The organism is Oceanobacillus salinisoli (assembly GCF_009733865.1).
GTDB classification, from domain to species: Bacteria; Bacillota; Bacilli; order Bacillales; family Amphibacillaceae; genus Oceanobacillus; species Oceanobacillus salinisoli.
Genome location: NZ_WOFB01000017.1, coordinates 132,814 through 154,078, shown reverse-complemented (window position 1 = coordinate 154,078; position 21,265 = coordinate 132,814). Strand labels below are relative to the sequence as shown.

At 37.6% G+C, this 21,265-nt stretch carries 18 protein-coding genes and 1 pseudogene; 7 read left to right on the top strand and 12 right to left on the bottom strand.

The features are described from left to right. Positions 1 to 72: 72 nt before the first annotated feature. A complete protein-coding gene (locus tag GMJ66_RS13620; RefSeq protein WP_156290863.1) occupies positions 73 to 408 on the bottom strand; it encodes an iron-sulfur cluster biosynthesis family protein in 336 nt (111 codons plus the stop codon). 354 nt (positions 409 to 762) lie between these two features. Here GMJ66_RS13620 and GMJ66_RS13615 point away from each other — a divergent pair, with 354 nt between their 5' ends. The 4 genes from GMJ66_RS13615 to GMJ66_RS13600 are packed head-to-tail and all read left to right on the top strand — an operon-like array spanning position 763 to position 4,858. Then, positions 763 to 1,494, top strand: coding sequence for a glycerophosphodiester phosphodiesterase (locus tag GMJ66_RS13615; protein ID WP_156290862.1), 732 nt, complete (start codon positions 763 to 765; stop codon positions 1,492 to 1,494). A gap of 10 nt (positions 1,495 to 1,504) precedes the next feature. Continuing rightward, positions 1,505 to 2,527, top strand: coding sequence for an NADPH dehydrogenase NamA (namA, locus tag GMJ66_RS13610; protein WP_156290861.1), 1,023 nt, complete (start codon positions 1,505 to 1,507; stop codon positions 2,525 to 2,527). 21 nt (positions 2,528 to 2,548) lie between these two features. Beyond that, entirely contained in the window at positions 2,549 to 3,475 is a 927-nt protein-coding gene (rnz, locus tag GMJ66_RS13605) for a ribonuclease Z (protein ID WP_156290860.1), read from the top strand. A gap of 12 nt (positions 3,476 to 3,487) precedes the next feature. After that, a complete protein-coding gene (locus tag GMJ66_RS13600) occupies positions 3,488 to 4,858 on the top strand; it encodes an aldehyde dehydrogenase (protein ID WP_156290859.1) in 1,371 nt (456 codons plus the stop codon). 214 nt (positions 4,859 to 5,072) lie between these two features. Here the strand turns inward: GMJ66_RS13600 and GMJ66_RS13595 are convergent, their stop codons facing one another. The 4 genes and pseudogenes from GMJ66_RS13595 to GMJ66_RS13580 all read right to left on the bottom strand — a co-directional run bounded on the left by GMJ66_RS13595 (position 5,073) and on the right by GMJ66_RS13580 (position 9,965). Then, positions 5,073 to 6,326 (bottom strand): DNA polymerase IV, encoded by a 1,254-nt coding sequence (locus GMJ66_RS13595; protein WP_156290858.1) that lies wholly within the window; start codon positions 6,324 to 6,326, stop codon positions 5,073 to 5,075. Positions 6,327 to 6,524: 198 nt separating this feature from the next. After that, the gene (locus GMJ66_RS13590; RefSeq protein WP_156290857.1) at positions 6,525 to 7,655 is read right to left on the bottom strand and encodes a M20/M25/M40 family metallo-hydrolase; all 1,131 of its coding nucleotides are present in this window, start codon (positions 7,653 to 7,655) and stop codon (positions 6,525 to 6,527) included. A 255-nt stretch (positions 7,656 to 7,910) separates the two neighbouring features. Next, positions 7,911 to 8,297 (bottom strand): annotated as a pseudogene (locus GMJ66_RS13585) (cobalamin B12-binding domain-containing protein); the annotation flags it as partial. Positions 8,298 to 8,312: 15 nt separating this feature from the next. Continuing rightward, positions 8,313 to 9,965 carry an acyl-CoA mutase large subunit family protein gene (locus GMJ66_RS13580; RefSeq protein WP_156290856.1) on the bottom strand — a complete coding sequence of 551 codons (1,653 nt, stop codon included), beginning with the start codon at positions 9,963 to 9,965 and terminating at the stop codon, positions 8,313 to 8,315. A gap of 160 nt (positions 9,966 to 10,125) precedes the next feature. Here GMJ66_RS13580 and prli42 point away from each other — a divergent pair, with 160 nt between their 5' ends. After that, the gene (prli42, locus tag GMJ66_RS13575; protein ID WP_156290855.1) at positions 10,126 to 10,266 is read left to right on the top strand and encodes a stressosome-associated protein Prli42; all 141 of its coding nucleotides are present in this window, start codon (positions 10,126 to 10,128) and stop codon (positions 10,264 to 10,266) included. A gap of 272 nt (positions 10,267 to 10,538) precedes the next feature. Here the strand turns inward: prli42 and GMJ66_RS13570 are convergent, their stop codons facing one another. From GMJ66_RS13570 to GMJ66_RS13540, 7 genes are all read right to left on the bottom strand, one after another. Next, entirely contained in the window at positions 10,539 to 10,970 is a 432-nt protein-coding gene (locus tag GMJ66_RS13570; RefSeq protein ID WP_156290854.1) for a BrxA/BrxB family bacilliredoxin, read from the bottom strand. Positions 10,971 to 11,070: 100 nt separating this feature from the next. Beyond that, on the bottom strand, positions 11,071 to 12,303 hold the full coding sequence (locus GMJ66_RS13565; RefSeq protein ID WP_156290853.1) for a dihydrolipoamide acetyltransferase family protein: 1,233 nt from the start codon (positions 12,301 to 12,303) through the stop codon (positions 11,071 to 11,073). Between the two features lie 14 nt (positions 12,304 to 12,317). Next, entirely contained in the window at positions 12,318 to 13,301 is a 984-nt protein-coding gene (locus GMJ66_RS13560; RefSeq protein ID WP_156290852.1) for an alpha-ketoacid dehydrogenase subunit beta, read from the bottom strand. Positions 13,302 to 13,313: 12 nt separating this feature from the next. Further along, entirely contained in the window at positions 13,314 to 14,300 is a 987-nt protein-coding gene (locus tag GMJ66_RS13555) for a thiamine pyrophosphate-dependent dehydrogenase E1 component subunit alpha (protein ID WP_156290851.1), read from the bottom strand. A gap of 27 nt (positions 14,301 to 14,327) precedes the next feature. After that, a complete protein-coding gene (gene lpdA, locus GMJ66_RS13550; protein ID WP_156290850.1) occupies positions 14,328 to 15,749 on the bottom strand; it encodes a dihydrolipoyl dehydrogenase in 1,422 nt (473 codons plus the stop codon). Between the two features lie 81 nt (positions 15,750 to 15,830). After that, positions 15,831 to 16,931 carry a Leu/Phe/Val dehydrogenase gene (locus GMJ66_RS13545; RefSeq protein WP_156290849.1) on the bottom strand — a complete coding sequence of 367 codons (1,101 nt, stop codon included), beginning with the start codon at positions 16,929 to 16,931 and terminating at the stop codon, positions 15,831 to 15,833. Between the two features lie 160 nt (positions 16,932 to 17,091). Then, on the bottom strand, positions 17,092 to 19,140 hold the full coding sequence (locus tag GMJ66_RS13540) for a sigma-54 interaction domain-containing protein (RefSeq protein ID WP_156290848.1): 2,049 nt from the start codon (positions 19,138 to 19,140) through the stop codon (positions 17,092 to 17,094). A gap of 133 nt (positions 19,141 to 19,273) precedes the next feature. Here GMJ66_RS13540 and GMJ66_RS13535 point away from each other — a divergent pair, with 133 nt between their 5' ends. Both GMJ66_RS13535 and GMJ66_RS13530 read left to right on the top strand, forming a co-directional pair. Then, positions 19,274 to 19,531, top strand: coding sequence for a DUF2627 family protein (locus tag GMJ66_RS13535; protein ID WP_156290847.1), 258 nt, complete (start codon positions 19,274 to 19,276; stop codon positions 19,529 to 19,531). A gap of 283 nt (positions 19,532 to 19,814) precedes the next feature. Next, positions 19,815 to 21,161, top strand: coding sequence for an aspartate kinase (locus tag GMJ66_RS13530; RefSeq protein WP_156290846.1), 1,347 nt, complete (start codon positions 19,815 to 19,817; stop codon positions 21,159 to 21,161). The last annotated feature ends 104 nt before the right edge of the window (positions 21,162 to 21,265 follow it).

Below are 21,265 nucleotides of genomic sequence, written 5' to 3'. Positions count from 1 at the left end.
AAAAACTTGAAAAAAGTATTTGACATTGTACGCTAAGCAGTAAAAAATTAGGTTGATACAATTTGTATCAACCTAATTATCATAAACAGGCGTGCAAATGCTATGCTGTGGAATAAACGGATTTAGCATCTCATTCGGACTCGTTAATCGAAAAGACCCCAGATGAATATCCAACTTTAAGTCATTATTAAAAAATACGGCCTGTTGCTCGGGGATTAATGTTGGAAAGGATTGATTATTTACTTCTTGATGAAAGTCCTTTTTCTCATTCGTAAAACGTATGGTTGGTAATCCGTTAACCCCGCAACCACAATCGTCCCTGTCATACCATAAAAGTAAATATTTGTTTTCCTCTACATTCAGTTCCTTTAATTTCCTATTTGCTTCTGGAGTAATCATTAATTTCATTTTCATACCACCTTTAACTCAAAGTGTAACATGTTGGGCATAGTTTCGGTAACAATATAGTTTGTTTCTTATAAATTCATCATATGATTTACATAAGAGTTTTTTTAATTTCCTGCTTTGTTGCTTTTATACAGCTGAACGTTTTATACTTTTTTAACACGTGATTAACTGGCTGTAAGACCCTTAGCGAGAAGAATTCGAGATACATCAAGAATTATAAGTGGGGGTCGAGCAGCCAGTAAACTCCAGATTCGTTTAGAGGCCTTTAGGTCTAACAATCAGTTGGGGATGGAAAAAACCCTCACTGATTGAAGATTCACTTTATCTTCCAAGAATACAAAAGAGGTGACATGATTGACTACAAAAATTTTTGCGCACCGGGGAGCCAGTAAATACGCACCAGAAAATACATTGCCTGCATTTGAACTGGTATATCAAATGAAAGCGGACGGGATTGAAACTGATGTCCAGTTAACAAAAGACAATGTTCCCATCCTTATCCATGATGAACATGTTAAACGGACGACAAATGGCAGAGGATATGTCAAAGACCTAACATTCGCTCAGCTAAAAACGCTAGATGCCGGAAGCTGGTTTTCCAAAAAATATTCAAATACTCAATTACCATCTTTGAAAGAGTTTTTAGATTGGGCAAAACATAAGCCGTTATACTTAAATATTGAACTAAAAAATAATAAAATAGATTATAAAGATCTGGAAATGATTGTATATGAAATGCTAAAGGAATATCAACTTCTCGAACGAACGACACTTTCTACCTTTAACCCTGAAAGCGTCAAACGCATGAAGGACATTAATCGTTCCATAGGTGTTGCCTTTCTTACTTCGAAAAAAAATAAACACTTGATTTATGACGCGAAAGAATTAGGAGCAAATGCGATACATATCAAGTACAGATTATTAAACCAATTATTGGTTGATGAAGCCCATCAAAAAAAGATGAAAGTACGGGTATATACAGTAAATAAATATCCATCGATTAAGCGCTGCTTTGATGTAGGCTGTGACGGAATATTTACTGATGTCCCGGATATAGCATTTAAGTATAAGCAAGAAAAATTCTAGGAGGTATACTGTGACCAAATTATTTTCACCATTTAAAATAAAAGATGTTACCCTTAAAAACCGAATTGTGATGTCACCTATGTGTATGTACTCTTCGATGAAGGAAAATGGCATGCTTACCCCCTTCCATTTGACACATTATGCATCCAGAGCCGTCGGGCAAGTAGGTCTTGTCATCGTTGAAGCAACAGCTGTGCAACCCGAAGGAAGAATTTCTGTTCACGATTTAGGAATTTGGTCTGATCAACATATAGAAGGTTTCAAGCAACTAAATGAACAACTTCATGCATACGGGTCAAAATCAGGGATTCAGCTCGCTCATGCTGGTAGAAAAGCGGTGTTAGATTCAACTACTCCAATTTATGCTCCTTCGTCCATTCCATTTAGCGAAAAGTCAAAACAACCTTTGGAGATGACTGCGAAGGATATTCAGAATACGGTCTCAGCTTTTAAAAATGGTGCTAGACGTGCAAAGGAAGCAAAATTTGATATGATAGAAATTCATGCGGCACACGGTTACTTGCTTAATGAATTTTTATCACCATTAACCAATAAGAGAGAGGATTCGTATGGTGGAGATAGGAATGGCCGCTTCCGTATGCTGAAGGAAACCATTGAAGCGGTAAAAACGGAATGGGGTGGACCGTTATTTGTACGTTTATCAACTAATGAATACGATGAAAATGGAAATACACTGGAAGATATATTGTATTTTACAGAGCAATTAAAAAAAATGGGAGTAGATTTAATTGATTGCAGTTCAGGTGGAATTGTACCAAAACCAGTCCCTTCCTATCCAGGATACCAGGTGAAACGCGCTGAGATTATTAAACATCATACAAACATTTATACCGGTGCGGTTGGATTAATAACAACTGGGCTTCAAGCAGAGGAAATACTTCAAAATGACCGTGCCGATTTAATTTTTATCGGTAGAGCACTATTACGCAACCCATATTGGGCTAAAGCTGCTTCAGATGAATTACAAACAGACATCGAAGCGCCGAAACAATACAAACGCGGCTGGAAATAATGTTGGAGGATATAAAAAGTTATGGAGCTAATTTTTCTTGGGACTGGTGCAGGTGTCCCCTCAAAAGAACGGAATGTATCAAGTATTGCTTTATCCTTATTGCAGGAAATTAATAATGTATGGCTTTTTGATTGCGGGGAAGCAACCCAGCATCAGATTCTGCATACATCCATTAAACCGAGAAAAGTAAATAAAATATTTATTACGCATTTGCATGGGGATCATATTTTCGGTTTACCTGGTTTCCTTAGCAGTCGTTCCTTCCAAGGTGGTGATGAAGAACTGACCATCTATGGTCCAAGTGGAATTAAAGAGTTTGTGGAAACAAGTCTCCGAGTAAGTTCATCCCATCTCACTTATCCTATTACCTTTGTTGAGACTACAGAAGGAAAAGTAATGGACGATGATCATTTTCAAGTACATGCAAAAAAACTCGATCACGGTATAGCAAGTTTTGGTTACCGTATTGTCGAAAAAAATAAGCCTGGGGAGTTACTCGTAGATAAGTTACAAAAAATCGGAATCATACCTGGCCCCATTTACAGACAAATTAAGGAAAATTCTGTTGTAACGACTGACGATGGAAAAATCTTGCACCAGGAGGATTATATAGGACCTGATAAACAAGGAAGAGTGATTAGTATTCTTGGTGATACACGGTATAAGGAGGAACATATTGAGTTTGTAAGCAATTCAAATGTTTTAATCCATGAGGCAACATTCGATCAAGATAAATCTGCCTTAGCATATGATTATTTTCATTCAACAACGACCCAAGCAGCCTTCCTAGCTAAACAAGGGAATGTAGACCATTTAATCCTAACTCATATTTCATCGCGCTATCAAAAAGAAGACAATAAGCTGCTGACAAACGAAGCACAACAAATCTTCTCAAACACAACCATGGCAACAGACTTAAAAAGAATAATCATAGAACATCAAACGTAGAGGAGAACTTTTATGGAAACAACCGAAAAAGCGGTATCCAATGTAAGAGCGTATTTCTTAAATGGGAATACGGTCTCATATGAGTTTCGAAAAAAACAATTAGAAAATTTAAAGCAAATGCTTAAAAAGAATGAATCCCAAATCTACCGAGCATTAAAGCGAGATCTAAATAAATCAAGATATGAGGTATACACAACTGAGCTAGGGTTTCTCTTTTCAGAGATTGATTTTGCTGTTAAAAACCTGCGCAGCTGGATGGAACCAGAAAAGGTTCCATCACCAATTACTCATAAAGGATCCAAAAGTTATATTTTAAAAGAACCATTCGGTGTAGCGTTAGTTATCTCACCATGGAATTATCCGTTACAATTAGCGCTGGCACCAGTAATAGGAGCAATTTCTGCAGGAAACTGTGTTGTCCTGAAGCCTTCCGAACACGCAACAGCAACTTCCTCCCTACTAGCAGATATGATTAGAGATCATTTTGACAGTTCTTTTTTTACAGTTATAGAAGGAGGAATAGAAACAACAACAGAATTGTTAGAGCAGCGATTTGATAAAATCTTCTTTACCGGTAGCCTTGAAGTTGGAAAAATTGTAATGAAGGCAGCAAGTGAACACTTAACACCTGTGACACTTGAATTAGGCGGGAAAAGTCCAGCAGTAGTCGATGAGGATGCAAATATTAATTTAGCTGCAAAACGAATTGTTTGGGGTAAGTTTACAAATGCAGGGCAAACATGCGTTGCACCAGACTATGTGTGCGTGCATGAAAAAGTTAAATTTAAATTTTTAAAAGCGGTTAAAAAATATATTCGTTCTTTTTATAGTAAAGACCCTTTAAAAAACAATGATTATACGCGTATTATTAACGACAAACATTTTGACCGTCTAATCCGCTTCCTTTCTAATGGCAATGTGATACATGGGGGCAATTTCGATAAAGATACACTTACAATTGAACCGACTGTCCTTGATAAAATCACATGGGAAGATGCGGTAATGCACGAAGAAATATTTGGACCAATTCTTCCTGTATTAAGTTTTACAAACTTGGAAGATGCTTTACATCGCATTAAAACAAGTGAAAAACCACTGGCCTTATATTACTTTGGGGAAGATAGTCAAACACAACAGCAAGTCATTGAGTATGTCCCTTTTGGTGGAGGTTCCATCAATGATACATTTTATCACTTAGCAAACCCTCATTTACCATTTGGTGGAGTTGGTACAAGCGGGATGGGTGCTTATCATGGGAAATTCAGCTTTGATGCTTTTACCCACCAAAAAAGCATACTAAAACAAACAACGAAGTTCGATATCCCATTCCGTTATCCCGGTAATAAAGTTTCAGAATCGATTGTAAAGAAAATCATGGAATAATAATTTAAGAGAATGAGTCTATCATCAAAATAAATAGAATTATAACAGACAAAATACTAAAAGGAGTATTTTGTCTGTTAAGTATTTGCTACATAATAATTGCCCTTTACTATAGTTTCGTTCTTTTTATAGTTCATTTATCACGTGATTCGTTTATCTAACAATAAGGGATGAAAAAAACTATTGAAGATTCCATTTATTTTTCGACCTTATCTTATTTCCTGTAATCATCTAAAAAATCTTTCTGAAAACTGGTTTGAGGGTGCTGTATATCTGAGGTTTCTGGAGACTGTAGTATTTTAAACGGATTCTCGCCGTATTTTTCTGTTAACTGATTGATTGCACTATACAACTTTTCTTTACTGGCGACCTTTTCGTAAGTAAACAAATCCAATTGTTGTCCTATGTTTTGTTTATCCTCAACATCCTGAACGGTAATTCCAATTAGTCGAATAGGTTCCAAATTCCAATGTTGCTGCAACAATTCATTGGCCAGAAAGAGAATATCTGACTTAGAATCAATATAGTAATCCAACTTTTTACTGCGTGTTATCGTTTTTCGATCATGGTAGCGTATCATTAATTGTATGCTTTTTCCAGCTGCATTTTTACGTTTCATTCTTCGTTCTACATTTTCAGCAAGACGGTTCATTAGTCTGCTTATTTCTTTCATATCTGTCGTATCTTTTGCCATTGTCTGGGAATTACCTATGCTTTTAAAATCATAAATCGCATCTGGATCCACTGGACGAGGATCCACCCCGTTAGCTCTATTTTTTAACCTTTCTCCATTAATTCCAAAAAGCTGTTTAAGTTGATATGTATCTTCTTTTGCTAAGTCTCCAATGGTTTTGATTCCAAACGAGTGCATCTTTTTAGCAGTTTTTTCACCTACCCCATACATCTCCTCTACCGGCAATGGCCATAGCGTTTTCGCCAATTCCCGTTTTCTAAGGATCGTTATTCCTAAAGGCTTTTTCATATCAGAGGCCATTTTTGCCAAAAATTTATTGGGAGCAATTCCAATACTGCATGGAAGGTCAAGATCATTCTTAATTTTATTTTGAAGATAATGGGCTAATTCAACTGGTGTCCCGTAATCATGTATATCCGTAACATCCATATAACCTTCATCAATAGAAACAGGTTGGACATATGGAGTAATGTCTGACAATATTTTGAATAATTCCTTGGAAGCATTTCGGTAACGTTCAAAGTTGGGCTTCATGACAATTAATTCAGGACAGAGTTTTTTAGCCTGCCATAGATTCATTGTCGTTTTGATTCCTTTAGCTCTTGCTTCATAGCTGCTCGTCACAATGATTCCCCTGCGTTCTTCAGGATTTCCTGCAATAGCTAAAGGTTTGCCTTTCAGCTGTGGATTAAATGCCATCTCTACGGATGCATAAAAGCAGTTCATATCAATATGAAATATTATTCTTCTTTTATTCTGCTTTTGTGTTGACATAAAAATTCATCCTTACTCCTAGAATTGTCTACTAATTATACCACATCTTTGTTTTTTCTTACTTGTATATTCATTCATTTATACATAAAGTACCCAAAGAAAAATCCGAACTATAATTCAAAATGCTTCAGTTAAAATTCGAATTAGTTCGGATTTTTTCTTCTTATAAGTTTGGGACCACGAATCCGTTTCCCTAGATTATTTTTTGGATACTTGTTGAATAATCTCAACTACCAATTCTGTGATTTTAACCAGATTCTCTACCGAAATGCGTTCATTGGTAGTATGAATTTCTTCATAGCCGACAGCAAGATTTACAGTGGGAATTCCGAATCCAGCAATAATGTTAGCATCACTGCCACCACCACTTTTTAGTAAATTACTTTCACGCCCGAGTTTTTTCGCTGCATTTCTTGCCATTTCTACCACTTCGTCTCCTGCATTTTGATGGAATCCAGGATACATGACATTAATTTCTACATCTGCAGATCCGCCATATTCTTCGGCTGTTTTCTCGAAAACTTCTTTCATTTTTTCTACCTGTTTTTCCATTTTTTCTGGAACTAATGACCTTGCTTCTGCCAGAATTTCCACATGATCAACAACAATATTAGTTTGCTTTCCACCTTCAAACCGGCCTATGTTTGCTGTCGTATCTTCGTCAATTCGCCCAAGCGGCATTTTTGAAATCGCTTTTGCTGCAAGTGTAATTGCGGATATTCCTTTTTCTGGTTCTAATCCGGCATGTGCGGTTTTACCTTTAATTACTGCATGAACTTTTGCCTGTGTGGGTGCTGCTAAAATAATATCGCCTACTTCCCCATTGCTATCTAAAGCATAGCCAAATTTTGCATGTAATAAAGATTTATCTAATGCTTTTGCACCAACTAATCCAGACTCTTCTCCAACCGTAATGACAAATTGAATATCCCCATATTGAATATCGTTCTCTTTTAAGACACGAATCGATTCCAATATAGCTGCCAAACCTGCTTTATCATCGGCACCGAGTATAGTAGTCCCATCGGAAACAATATATCCATTTTCAATAGATGGTTTGATGTTGTTACCTGGCACAACTGTATCCATATGTGACGTAAAATAAATAGGATCAACACCTTGCTTGTTGCCTTTTAAGGTACAAATAAGGTTCCCTGCGCCATGTCCTGTTTTTTCTTTACTGTTATCCTCTATAACGTCAACACCTAAATCCGTCAGTTTTTTAGTTAGTACTTCCGCAATCTTGGCTTCATATTTTGTTTCCGAATCTACTTTAACTAACTCAAAAAATTCATCTAAAAGTCGCTCTTCATTAACTGTAATTGTCATCTATCATAACCTCCTGATAAATAGGTTACTACATTTTTTATAGAAATAAAAAGATATGGTGTTCTATTGAATGGATTTAAGGGGGAATGTTGCCCGTGCTTTTTCTTCCACTTTAAGAAATATAAAAAAAATTGAGCACATGAGCGAATTCGAGTTTTGCTAAAGCTGCTCTTCCTATTATGTAGCATCTCCAGGTCTTTTATTAGTTCCGCGTTTATCATTTTTCGGCAGTGCAACAGGCTCTGTTTAAGGATTAATTAATTCCTCAATATAATTGGCTAATAAATCAGTACATGACCCGCTCGTAAATATCTTTTTTACACCTTTCTCGAGTAAGTAAGGAATATCTTCACTGGGAATAACACCGCCACCAACAACTGGTATATATCCAGCCCCTTGTTTTTCTAACTCTTCAATGACTTTCGGAAATAAAGTTCGATGTGCCCCTGAAAGGGATGATAATCCGACCACATCCACATCTTCCTGAATGGCTGCTTGTGCAATTTGTAAAGGAGACTGTCGAAGCCCAGTGTAAATCACTTCCATTCCATGATCCCTTAATGCTTGAGAAATAACCAATACACCTCTATCATGTCCATCAAGACCTGGTTTGGCAAATAACACACGGATTTTCCTCCTCATTTTTCATCCCCCCCTTTAAACTCCTCTGTATTCTCCAAATTCTTCACGAAGTACATGGCAAATTTCTCCTACAGAAGCATACGCTTTTACCGCTTCTAATATCAAAGGGATTAAATTAGCTTTTTCGTCTTTTGCATTTTCCTTAAGTGCTGTCAGTGTCATTTTCACTTTTTTATTATCTCTTTTGTCCCTTACTACACGTAACGAATCAATTTGTTCTTTTTCCAATGCTTCGTCAACTTTTAATAAATCCGGTTCGACTTCTTCATCCACGGTAAATTTATTTAAGCCTACAACAATTTCATCCTGGTATTCTATATTTTTTTGGATTTGATAAGCATTTTGATGAATCTCCCTCTGCATATATCCCTCTTCAACCGCCTGGACTGCACCACCGATCTCTTTAATTTTGTCTAAATACTTCATTACTTCTTTTTCCATTTCATCAGTAAGGCTTTCCACAAAATAAGACCCCGCTAACGGATCAATCGTATCAGCGACACCACTTTCATGAGCAATAATCTGCTGGGTGCGAAGTGCAATTCTGGCAGAATCCTCGGTCGGCAAGGATAGTGCTTCATCACGAGAATTCGTGTGCAAGCTCTGTGTACCGCCGAGTACTGCCGAAAGCGCTTGTAAAGTAACGCGAACGATGTTGTTATCTGGCTGCTGGGCAGTAAGTGTAGAGCCAGCGGTTTGCGCATGAAAACGTAATTTCCAGCTATTCGAATCCTTTGCTCCATAATATTCTTTCATTATTTTAGCCCAAATCCTTCTTGCGGCACGGAATTTAGCTATTTCTTCAAATAAATGATTATGGGCATTAAAGAAAAATGCCAAACGAGACGCAAAATCATCCACTTTCAACCCTGATTCAATTGCAGCATCGACATATGCCATTCCATTAGCAATGGTAAAAGCTACTTCCTGCACCGCATTGGATCCAGCTTCTCGAATATGATAACCGGAAATACTGATGGTGTTAAATCTCGGTACATACTTATTACAAAACTCAAAAATATTTGTGATTAACCGCATCGACGGTTTAGGAGGAAAAATATAGGTTCCCCTGGCAATATATTCCTTTAATATATCATTTTGAATCGTTCCGGCTATTTTTTCAAAAGGTACCCCTTGCTTTTCTCCTACTGCAAGATACATACAGAGTAATATGGATGCTGGTGCATTAATAGTCATGGAGGTACTCACTTTATCAAGGGGAATCCCGCTTAATAATTGCTCCATATCATTAAGTGTATCAATTGCTACACCTACTTTTCCCACTTCTCCTTCAGACATCACATCATCTGAGTCATATCCAATTTGTGTTGGTAGATCAAAAGCAACAGATAAACCAGTTTGCCCCTGTTCCAGTAAATACCGAAAACGTTGATTCGTTTGCTTAGCGGAACCAAAACCGGCATATTGGCGCATCGTCCAAAAACGACTTCGATACATTGTTGGATGTATCCCACGGGTATATGGATATTGACCAGGATATCCAAGATTTCCCACTTCCTCTTTTCTTTTCGATTCATACAATCGTTTCACTTCAATATTTGAAGAGGTTATGAATCTTTCTTTCCTCTCTGCGAAGCGTTTTATCATTTTTGAAGCAGCAGTCTCCCATCTTTCCCTTGGAGTAGAATCTTGATTGTTAACACCCATTTTGCACCCCCTACCTTTACAAGTAAATATATAATTATTATCTAATCTATTTTCAATTACTTCTGTATATATCTCCATATTTAATTTTTTATACTTGTCCTATAGGATATTTCACGATAAAATACAGTTAGTCGTTAAATCGTTAAAGGAGGATTATACCTTGGCAACAAATGCAAAGAACTCGGCTCCAAGAAGAAAATCAAAACGTGAAAGAAGACAAAAAGTAATTATTTATATTATGATTATTGCTATGCTTTTATCCACTATTACTGCCGGATTAGCTTATTTTATAAATTTTTAAAAGACTGACCTCAAACGAGCTCAGTCTTTTTACACATTAGGAGTAAAAAGTGCTTCTTTAATAGTGGATTTTTATTCAGCGCGTGATAAAATTTTAGCCAGAAAAGGGCAATCTAGCTAAAGTTTTATCTCCCAAATATTAGATAAAAGAACCCATTAGATAATAGACGAGTGCAAATGCGGTTGTACTTTTTTTTCTGGAAAATGATAATCTGTACGAAAAAGAGGCTGTTCTCAATTTAAGAACAGCCTCTTTTCTTCTTTCCTTACTTTTTACAATTCTTCACAATGCTCTTCAAATACTTGTTGAAGTTTATTCGTCACTTCCATTGGACTATGGCCTTCAATATCATGGCGCTCAATCATTGTTACGATTTTGCCGTCTTTTAATAATGCAAAAGATGGTGATGATGGTGGATAACCTTCAAAATATTCACGTGCTCTCTCTGTCGCTTCACGGTCTTGCCCTGCAAATACCGTCACTAATTGATCCGGACGTTTATCATAATGAATAGCATTAGCAGCTGCTGGGCGTGCTACACCACCAGCACATCCACATGTAGAATTAATCATAACAAGTGTTGTACCCTTTTCTTTTAGAGTACTATCCACTTCCTCTGGACTTCTTAATTCTTTATAACCTGCTTCTGTTATATCCTTACGCGCTGCATCGACAACGTCATTCATAAATAAATTAAAATCCATAATATACCCTACCCCTTTTTTATAAAAGTGTTTTCATATATTCTAGATTATCAACTTTGGATACTAATTTCAATTAATTGGATTGGCACCATTTTGCGTTTCAATATATTTGAATGTTTTCTTCGCTCATACTTTCTAATAATTCTTTCACATACGCCAGAAATCTTCCACAGATAAGCCCGTCTAAAACGCGATGATCCAAGGACAAAGATAAGTTAACCATATCACGTGCAGCAAACATATTATTAATAATGACCGGACGCTTGACAATCGATTCAATCTGTAAAATGGCAGATTGTGGATGGTTAATAATTCCCATCGAATGAATCGAACCAAATGAACCTGTATTATTTACCGTAAAGGTTCCACCTTCCATATCTTGTGATGTTAGGGCATTTGCTTTTGCTTTATTAGCAAATTCAAAAATCTCCTTCGCTATTCCTTTCATGCTTTTTTCATCCGCATTTTTTATTACTGGGACAAATAACTTATCCTCTGCTGCAACAGCAATAGAAAGATTAATAGCCTTTCTTTGTATAATCTTATCTTCCTGCCAAGTGCTGTTAAGCTGTGGGTATTTTTTTAGAGCCTGAGCGACTGCTTTGACGAAAAAAGCAAAATACGTAAGGTTAAATCCTTCTTTTTCCATAAATTCTTTTTTCATTCGATTACGATAGCTTACTAAATCTGTGACATCTACTTCTACCGTCATCCAAGCATGCGGAATTTCCTGTTTTGACCGAACCATATTTTGAGCAATCGCTTTTCGTACACCAGATACAGGGATTTCCATGTCCCCAGCATGTGTAATGGTTTCAGATGGCTGGGATGTAGTATGTGATGAAATGGAAGCTTCTTGTTCTTCTTTTTGAGGAAGTTCACCAGATTGGATTATCTTCTCTAAGTCTTTTCGGGTAACTCTCCCTCCTTTTCCTGTTCCAGTTACATGATTCAGTTCTAGATCATGTTCTTGGGCAAGACGTAAGACAGCAGGAGAATACCTTTTTTTCATTGATTGATCCGGTTCGGTTGGTACCGGGTCTGTTTGAGGTTGTTCAGCGGTGGTTTTCTCCTTTTCACGCGCTCCTTTTTCCTCCGTTTCCATCAGGCACATGACATCTCCAACAGAAATGGTTTCTCCTTCTGATGCAACCAATTCTTTGATCACCCCGGTAAATGAAGAGGGGACTTCGGCACTTACTTTGTCCGTTAATACTTCCGCAATCGGATCATATTTAGTTACTTTGTCACCTTCTTTAACTAACCAGGAGCTAATTGTTCCTTCTGTTACACTTTCACCTAATTGTGGCATCGTAATTTTTTCCGTCGCCATTTTTTTCCCTCCAATTAAAACTCTGCCAATTCACGCATTGCTTTTTCACACTTATCAGGATTAACCATAAAAAACTTTTCCATAGTCGGCGCAAAAGGCATGGCTGGTACATCAGGACCTGCAAGACGCATGACAGGTGCGTCAAGGTCAAATAAGCAATTTTCGGCAATAATTGCTCCGACCTCACCAATAATACTACCTTCTTTATTGTCTTCTGTAATGAGCAAGACTTTACCTGTTTTACTAGCTGCTTCAATAATTCCCTCTTTATCCAGAGGGTAGACTGTACGCAAATCAAGAATATGTGTTTCAATTCCTTCATTCGCTAATTTTTCAGCTGTCTGCAGGGCAAAATGAACACATAATCCATACGTAATAACTGTAATATCTGAACCTTCCCGTTTTACATCTGCTTTACCAATTGGAAGAACATAATCCTCATTCGGCACTTCTTCTTTTAACAGACGATAGGCGCGCTTATGCTCAAAAAATAAAACAGGATCATTATCACGAATGGCGGCTTTTAATAGTCCCTTGACATCATAGGGACTTGAAGGCATAACAATCTTTAAGCCAGGCTGGTTGGCAAATACAGCCTCTACAGATTGAGAATGATAAAGTGCTCCATGAACACCACCGCCATATGGTGCCCGAATCGTAATTGGTACATTCCAATCATTGTTCGACCGATACCTGGTTTTTGCCGCTTCGGAAATAATTTGGTTTACTGCAGGCATAATAAAATCCGCAAACTGCATTTCGGCTACTGGACGCATGCCGTACATAGCAGCACCTATTCCTACTCCTGCAATTGCTGACTCTGACAGTGGTGTATCTAAAACGCGATACTCCCCAAACTCATTATATAATCCTTCTGTTGCACGGAAAACGCCACCCTTTTTCCCTACATCTTCCCCAAGAATGAAGACTTTCTCGTCGCGGAGCATCTCCTCTTTTAATGCTGTTGTTACAGCTTGGATATAAGACATAACAGGCATAGTATCCCCTCCTTATTCTTCATATACATATTTAAGCGCGTCTTCAGGCATAGCATAAGGCGCTTCTTCCGCATAGTCCGTTGCCTCGTTAATAATAGACGTAATGTCTCGATTCATTTCTTCTTCTATTTTATTCGACAATACGTTCTCTTCTTTTAAATAATTGCCAAATGTAATGATAGCGTCCTGCTTTTTCGCTTCATCTACTTCTTCTTTTTCCCGATATCGATCATCGTCATCACTGGAATGTGCGGTTAGACGATAGGAAACAGCTTCAATTACCGTTCCACCTTCCCCATTTATGGCACGCTCTCTGGCATCGCGAACAGCCTTATAAACAGCAAGCGGATCGTTTCCATCTACCGTAACACCTTCCATACCATAGCTTAATGCACGTACAGAGATATTTTTACTGGCAATTTGTTTTTCAATTGGTACAGAAATAGCGTATTGATTATTTTCAACCATAGTTATGACCGGCAATTTATGAACTCCAGCAAAATTCAATCCTTCATGAAAATCACCTTGGTTGGAAGACCCTTCCCCCAATGTTACAAAAGAGACAAAATCCTTTTTCTCCATCTTCCCCGCTAATGCAACCCCAACTGCATGTGGTACTTGCGTAGTAACCGGGGAAGACCCCGTTAAAATCCTGTTTTTCTTTTGCCCAAAATGACCAGGCATTTGCCTTCCCCCTGAGTTCGGATCTTCCGCTTTTGCAAACGCAGATAGCATTAAATCTTTCGCAGTCATCCCAAAGGAGAGGACTACCCCTAAATCACGATAATACGGGGAAACATAATCCTTTTCTCTGTTTAAAGCAAAAGATGCTCCGACCTGTGCTGCTTCCTGGCCTTGACAAGAAATAACAAACGGAATCTTACCTGAGCGATTCAACAGCCACATTCTTTCATCAATCTTTCTTGCTAGTAACATCGTTTGATATATATCCAGAACATCCTGGTCAGACAACCCTAATTCAGTATGTAGATTCGCCATCTTATTACCTCCCTTTTTCTATTACATCTACCCGTGAATTTGAAATCCATCTACAGCTAATGCAGACTCACTTATCACTTCAGAGAGTGTTGGGTGCGGGTGAATCGTTTGACCTATTTCCCATGCTGTTGCATCTAAAACTTTTGCCAGCCCAGCCTCAGAAATCAAATCTGTTACATGAGGTCCTACCATATGTACTCCGAGGATATCGTCTGTTTTCTTATCCGAAATAATTTTGACAAAACCGTCCGTCTCTCCAAAAACGAGTGCTTTTCCTATAGCTGCAAACGGGAACTTTCCAACTTTCAAATCGAAACCTTTTTCCTTCGCCTGCCTCTCGGTTAATCCTACACTTGCTGCTTCCGGATTGGAATAGATACAAGAAGGAACATGATTATAATTAATAGGCATCGGATTTTGATTCGCTATATGTTCAACGGCAACAATTCCTTCATGGGAAGCAACATGGGCAAGCTGCATTCCTCCAATTACATCGCCAATCGCATAAATATGAGACTCTTTCGTTTGGTAATATTTATTCGTTTGAATCCAACCATTTTCTATTTCAATCTCCGTGTTTTCCAGTCCAATATTGTCTATGTTAGCTTTTCGACCAACGGAAACCAGCATTTTTTCAGCCTTTAATACAGTCGTTTCCCCATTAATTTCGGCATGGATCTGAATACCACGTTGTTTGTCTATTGTATCTGGCTGCACTTTAGCATTCTTAATAAAAGTTACCCCTTTTTTACTAAGCTGTCTTTCCACTTCGCTTGCAACCTCTTCATCTTCGGTAGGCAAAATTCGATCTGAATATTCAACAACCGTAACCTTCACATTAAAATCACTTAACATGGATGCCCATTCTACCCCAATTACACCTGCTCCAACAATAAGAATGGATTCGGGCAGTTTTTCCATAAGTAGCGCATCATCTGAATGGAGAACATTCGTTCCATCTATATCTAATCCGGGCAATGTATTGGGTTTCGATCCTGTTGCAACTATTACAGATTTAGGTACAATCATCGTATTTTCTTTCCCATCCTTGTACTCAATGGATATCGTACCAGGAAGCGGAGAAAAAATACTCGGACCTAAAATTCTGCCGTACCCATAAAATACATCAATCTTACCTTTTTTCATTAATCCTTTTACACCCTGATGCAACTTTTCAATAATTGCGTCTTTTCTCTCTTGAATCTTCAAAAAATTGAAGGTGGTATTTTCTGTTTCAATTCCAAATTCACTTGCTTTCATTGTTTGCTGATATACTTCAGCACTTCTGAGCAGTGCTTTAGACGGGATGCACCCGCGATGCAGACATGTTCCACCTAATTTATCCTTTTCAACGATAGCGACCTTCATCCCCAGCTGTGCTGCCCTTATTGCAGCTACATAGCCGCCAGTTCCACCGCCTAGTATAACGATATCGTATTCCTCGGCCATTTAATACACTCCTTTCAAACTGGAGTACTTTCCCAGAAGATGTCTAGGCATCATTCATAAGAAAGTACTTCCTGTCTGGAATTATCCTTTTCTTCTGCTTAAAACATGATGTTCATTTCTTAAAAATTGCCTTCTCGAAGCTTGAACCGACTGAATTCTTTCTTCTGCCATTCGGTCGGCTGCTACATAAGTAGGTATATTATCCCGCCTGGAAATATCAAAAATTTTATTTAAATGATCATAAATAATCTCTACTTTTTTCATAACACGTTCCCTATTATAGCCATTTAATTCATCCGCTACATTTATTACGCCACCAGCATTAATAATATAGTCCGGAGCATAGACAATCCCAAGTTCGTGAATCATATCACCATGTCTAGGTAATTTTAACTGATTATTTGCCGAACCTGCAATTACTTTTGCTTTTATACGATGTATCGTGTCGTCATTTATCGTTGCTCCCAGTGCACAAGGCGCATAAATATCGCATTCGCAATCATATATTTCATTCGGATCTACTGGAGTGGCATCAAATGCATCTACTGCACGTTTTACGGCAACTTCATTAATATCCGCAACAATTAATTTGGCTCCTTCTTCATGCAAATGTTCACACAGAGAGTATGCAACACTTCCTACACCTTGAACAGCAATAACTTTTCCTTCCAATGAATCATCGCCAAATGCTTCCTTTGCTGCAGCCTTCATTCCCATATAAACCCCATAAGCGGTAACAGGTGACGGGTTTCCAGATGAACCAAAAGCTGGAGAAATGCCAGTTACATAATTGGTTTCCAGATGGATTAGATCCATATCTTCAACGGTCGTTCCTACATCTTCTGCAGTAATGTAGCGTCCATTTAAGCCTTGTATATAACGACCGAACGCACGAAACATTTCTGGGTTTTTATCCTTCTTTGGATCTCCTATAATAACGGTTTTCCCGCCTCCTAAATCTAGCCCAGCAGCAGCATTCTTATATGTCATTCCTTTTGCTAGTCTCAGAGCATCCTCAATTGCAGCTTCTTCTGATTCATATGTCCACATTCGAGTTCCACCTAAAGCAGGACCCAATGTTGTATCATGTAATGCAATGATTGCTTTTAATCCAGAATTTTTATCTTGGCAAAACACGATTTGCTCGTAATCATGTTTCTCCATCTCAACAAAAATACCCATATTATATCCCCCTTATCGTTTTTCTTGATGGTCCACTACATATTTCTTTCATATATTGTTAGCAAAAAGTATGCCATATCGTTCACTATTGTAAGCGCTTCATTTGTGAGGGTTGGTACAATGCAATAATTTGCAAACCTGCAACTAATTGCATGCATGTTTATTCTATACTATATTTTTCCAACTTATAATACAAGTTTCTTATCGAAATATTTAACGCTTGTGCTGTTTTCGTTTTATTGTAGTTGTTCTGTTTATATTGATTTAAAATGTATTGTTTTTCGTATTGCTCCATTGCTTTCTGTAAGGGTATGGTTTCTGGAAAACCTAAAGTATGATGATTTTTTTTAGGTACATCCGTTTCTAATTTGGGAATATGCTCTTTCTTTATATTTTCTTCGTTATTATCCATAAATATCATGGTACGTCCTATAACATTTTCTAATTCACGAACATTACCCGGCCAGTGGTACTGTTTTAGTTTATGTAATGCCTCGTTTTCAATACCTTGTACATTTCTACCGTAATCCTGGTTAATTTTTTGGATAATATGATCAACCAATTCCGGAAGATCGGATATTCTCTCTCTTAAAGCCGGAATGTAAATAGGAAGTCTTGTCAAGCGGTAATATAAATCTTCCCGAAATGTCTTTTTCATAATGGCTTTTTCCAGATTAGTATTGGTTGCCGCAATAACACGAACGTCAATTACTATCGGTTTTGTACCGCCAACACGTACCAATTCGCCTTCCTGCAGTACACGCAATAACTTCGCTTGCATATTCAGTGACAACTCGCCCACTTCATCTAAAAATATACTTCCGTGATTCGCCTCCTCAAACAATCCCTTTTTACCACCTGTTCTTGCTCCAGAAAATGCCCCACCTTCATACCCAAACAGCTCACTTTCCAAGAGAGATTCTGCAATCGCGGCACAATTAACTCGGATAAATTTACCTTGTTTTCTATTGCTTTCATTATGAATGGCATGAGCAAAAAGTTCTTTTCCCGTGCCGGACCCACCTCGAAGTAAAACGGTGGCAGGGGTTTTCGCACCGACTTTAGCTTGTTCCAGGGCTAAAGTCATTTCCTGGGAATTTCCAATCAAATCATCAAATGTATACTTTGCTTCTAAATTTCGTATAATCTGACGTGCTCGATTTAACTCACTTGTCAAAGATTCAATCTCTGATATATCATGCAGGACTCCCACACTTCCTTTTACTTTTCCTTTAACAATAACCGGTGCGACATTAACAACGACGTCTTTCTTCTTTGGTCCGACCTTCATTCGAACACCGCGAAAAGTCTTTTTAGTTTCCAATACCTTCATATGCATGCTTTCACCTTCGGATATATCTGTTGCCGCTGGTTTACCGATGACATTTTTCTCTGTTAATCCTGTAATACGGGAATAGGCAGGGTTAATCATCAGTCCATTACCATACTCATCCACTACACTAATGGCTTCATTAGAGGATTTAATAATAGCTTCCAGCATCGTTTTAATTTCATTTAAATCTGTATTTTCTTCAGCTAATTTGATTACTTCTGTAATGTCTTTAAACACAGCGAAGGCACCAATTAGTTCCCCCTCCGCATTAATAACCGGGATTCGTGTCGTAATAATTTGCTTCCCATTCTCCAATTTGAATTTCTGATTAATTTCTTTTTTCTTTGTTTGCTGCACATTCAACAGCCTTGAATGTTTGATTACATCGTCAATAAATCTGCCCTCAAACTTATTTTTCGGATTACCGATTATGTCTAATGCACTATCATTGACAAATTGTATTTTCCCTTTATTGTCGACGATAATCATACCATCCCGTATATGACTGAGAATAAGCTCCTGATTTTTACTTTGCTGTTTAATCCGTTCAAGAAGTGCTTCTTTTTCGTCAAATAATTCCGAAATGATATATGCCACAGAACCAGGAATAACAACGGTGTGTCGTAAACTTTTTTCCATTAATAGTTCCAATACTCCTTCGTTGCCCGTGGTCTCGATGATAATATCAACATCTTTTTGAATCCATTTTTCCCAGTATGAATCGACAGGAATATGATATTTTCTCGCCAGGTTCAATCCAATGGCATGTTCATCCTTATCAATCATGGCAACAATCTTCATACGTTTTGTAGCATGAAGCAGCTTAAATAATATGCTTCCCCCTTTACCGGCACCCACAATGAGTATCCTCTTCATCCCAACCCTCCTTGCAAAACTTTGCATAGGTTCATCATACGGTATCTTGCACACTTTAGCAAAGTCCTTCATTTCTATTTTTATTTATTGTTTGTTATACTAGTATGTACAAAACACAGAGGGGTAACGAACGATGAGAATGATTGCCTTACTATTACTGCTTATACCTGGGTTAATCGCTGTATTCGGTATCAAATTAATGCGTGATTCCATGTTTTCAGATTATTATTATATTCTTTTAAATACTGGTGTGCAATTTTTTGTTGGTCTGGTTCTTTTTATTTTAGGTTTCTTTTTCATTGGCGGATTTATTGTTTACCGGGACAGAAAAAATAAATATCGTGCTATTCCTGATAAAGAGGACCAATATACAAAAACTAACGAAGAATAAAGTGAATCTTCAATTAGTGGGGGTTTTTTTCATCCCGCAAAGATTGTTAGCCCTAAGGATGACCTAAAGGCCTCTGAACGAATCAGGAGTTTACTGGCTGCCCAACGCCCACTTATAATTCTTGAGGCATCTCGAATTCTTGAAGTGGGGGTCTTACAGCCTCCAGTTAATCGCATGATAAAGAAAAAGATGGATAAAAAGCCATCTTTTTTTCTTTTTTCATAGAAAAATAGAATAATTATGTTATTATAAAAAATAATCAACCAAACCAGGGGGATAAAGTATGAAAGTAGCAAAATTCGGCGGAAGTTCTGTTGCAAATGCAACACAAATTAAAAAAGTAGGAGAAATCATTAACAGCGATCCAGAAAGGAAATTTATTATAGTTTCCGCTCCAGGTAAGCGTGATAAAGATGATTTCAAAATGACGGACATGCTCATTAAGATGGGAACTGCTTATATTAATAATGAAAATTATGAAAAGTTTTATTCCATTGTGGTGGAACGTTTTAAAGATATTATTGATGATTTAGAGCTTTCTTCATCATTAATGATGGAAATTGAGCAATCCATTAAAACCATTCTTGCCCAGGACGTAAATCCAGAATTAAAAATGGATTCCATAAAAGCGATTGGTGAAAATAATAATGCAAAAATTATTAGTGCCTATTTATCCAAAATAGGATTGACTGCTCGTTACATAAACCCACAGGATGCAGGTATAATTGTAAGTGACGAGCCAGGTAATGCCCAAATATTACCAGATAGTTTCACAAAAATGTATGCCCTTAGGGATGAAGAAGGAATTCTTGTTATACCGGGATTCTTTGGATATTCTGAAGAAGGAAAACTTGTAACTTTTTCCAGAGGTGGATCGGATATTACAGGATCAATTGTTGCAGCAGGTGTTCAAGCAAGTTTATATGAGAACTTTACAGATGTTAATTCCGTATATACGGTTAATCCAACCATTGTGGACAATCCAAAAGAAATTACGGTTTTAACCTATAAAGAAATGCGCGAACTATCCTATGCCGGATTTTCTGTATTCCATGACGAAGCGCTAATTCCCGCAATAAAAGCAAAGATTCCAGTATGTATCAAAAACACGAATAATCCACAAGCAAAAGGTACGTTGATTGTTGCGGAAAGGGAAGTAAATGAACAATGTGTATCTGGAATAGCCAGTGACACAGGATTCTGCAGCCTTTATGTCAGCAAGTACTTAATGAACCGTGAAGTTGGCTTTGGCCGCAAACTATTAAATATTCTCGAGGACGAAGAAATTTCATTTGAACACGCACCATCCGGAATCGATGACATGTCTGTTATTATTAGAGAACATCAACTGACTCCTGAAAAGGAAGATATTGTCATTAAGCGCATTAATGATGAACTGCATCCTGATACAGTAAGTCTTCAAAGAGGAATCGCTGTCGTTATGGTAGTCGGTGAAGGACTCGTTAATACGATAGGTGTTGCCCAAAAAGCAACAGCTGCATTTTCCAATGCAAATGTAAATATTGACATGATTAACCAAGGGTCTTCCGAGGTGTCCATGATGTTTGGTATTCAGGCTGTAGACATTGATAAGGCTATTCGCTCCTTATATAAAGCGTTTTTTGAGTAATACAAACGAGACTTGGGCCTTCTGTCGGAGAACCGTTAATGTTACCTTTAGACTGTAAAAAACCGGGATACTTGTTCCCGGTTTTTCTTATTATAGTGAATAAA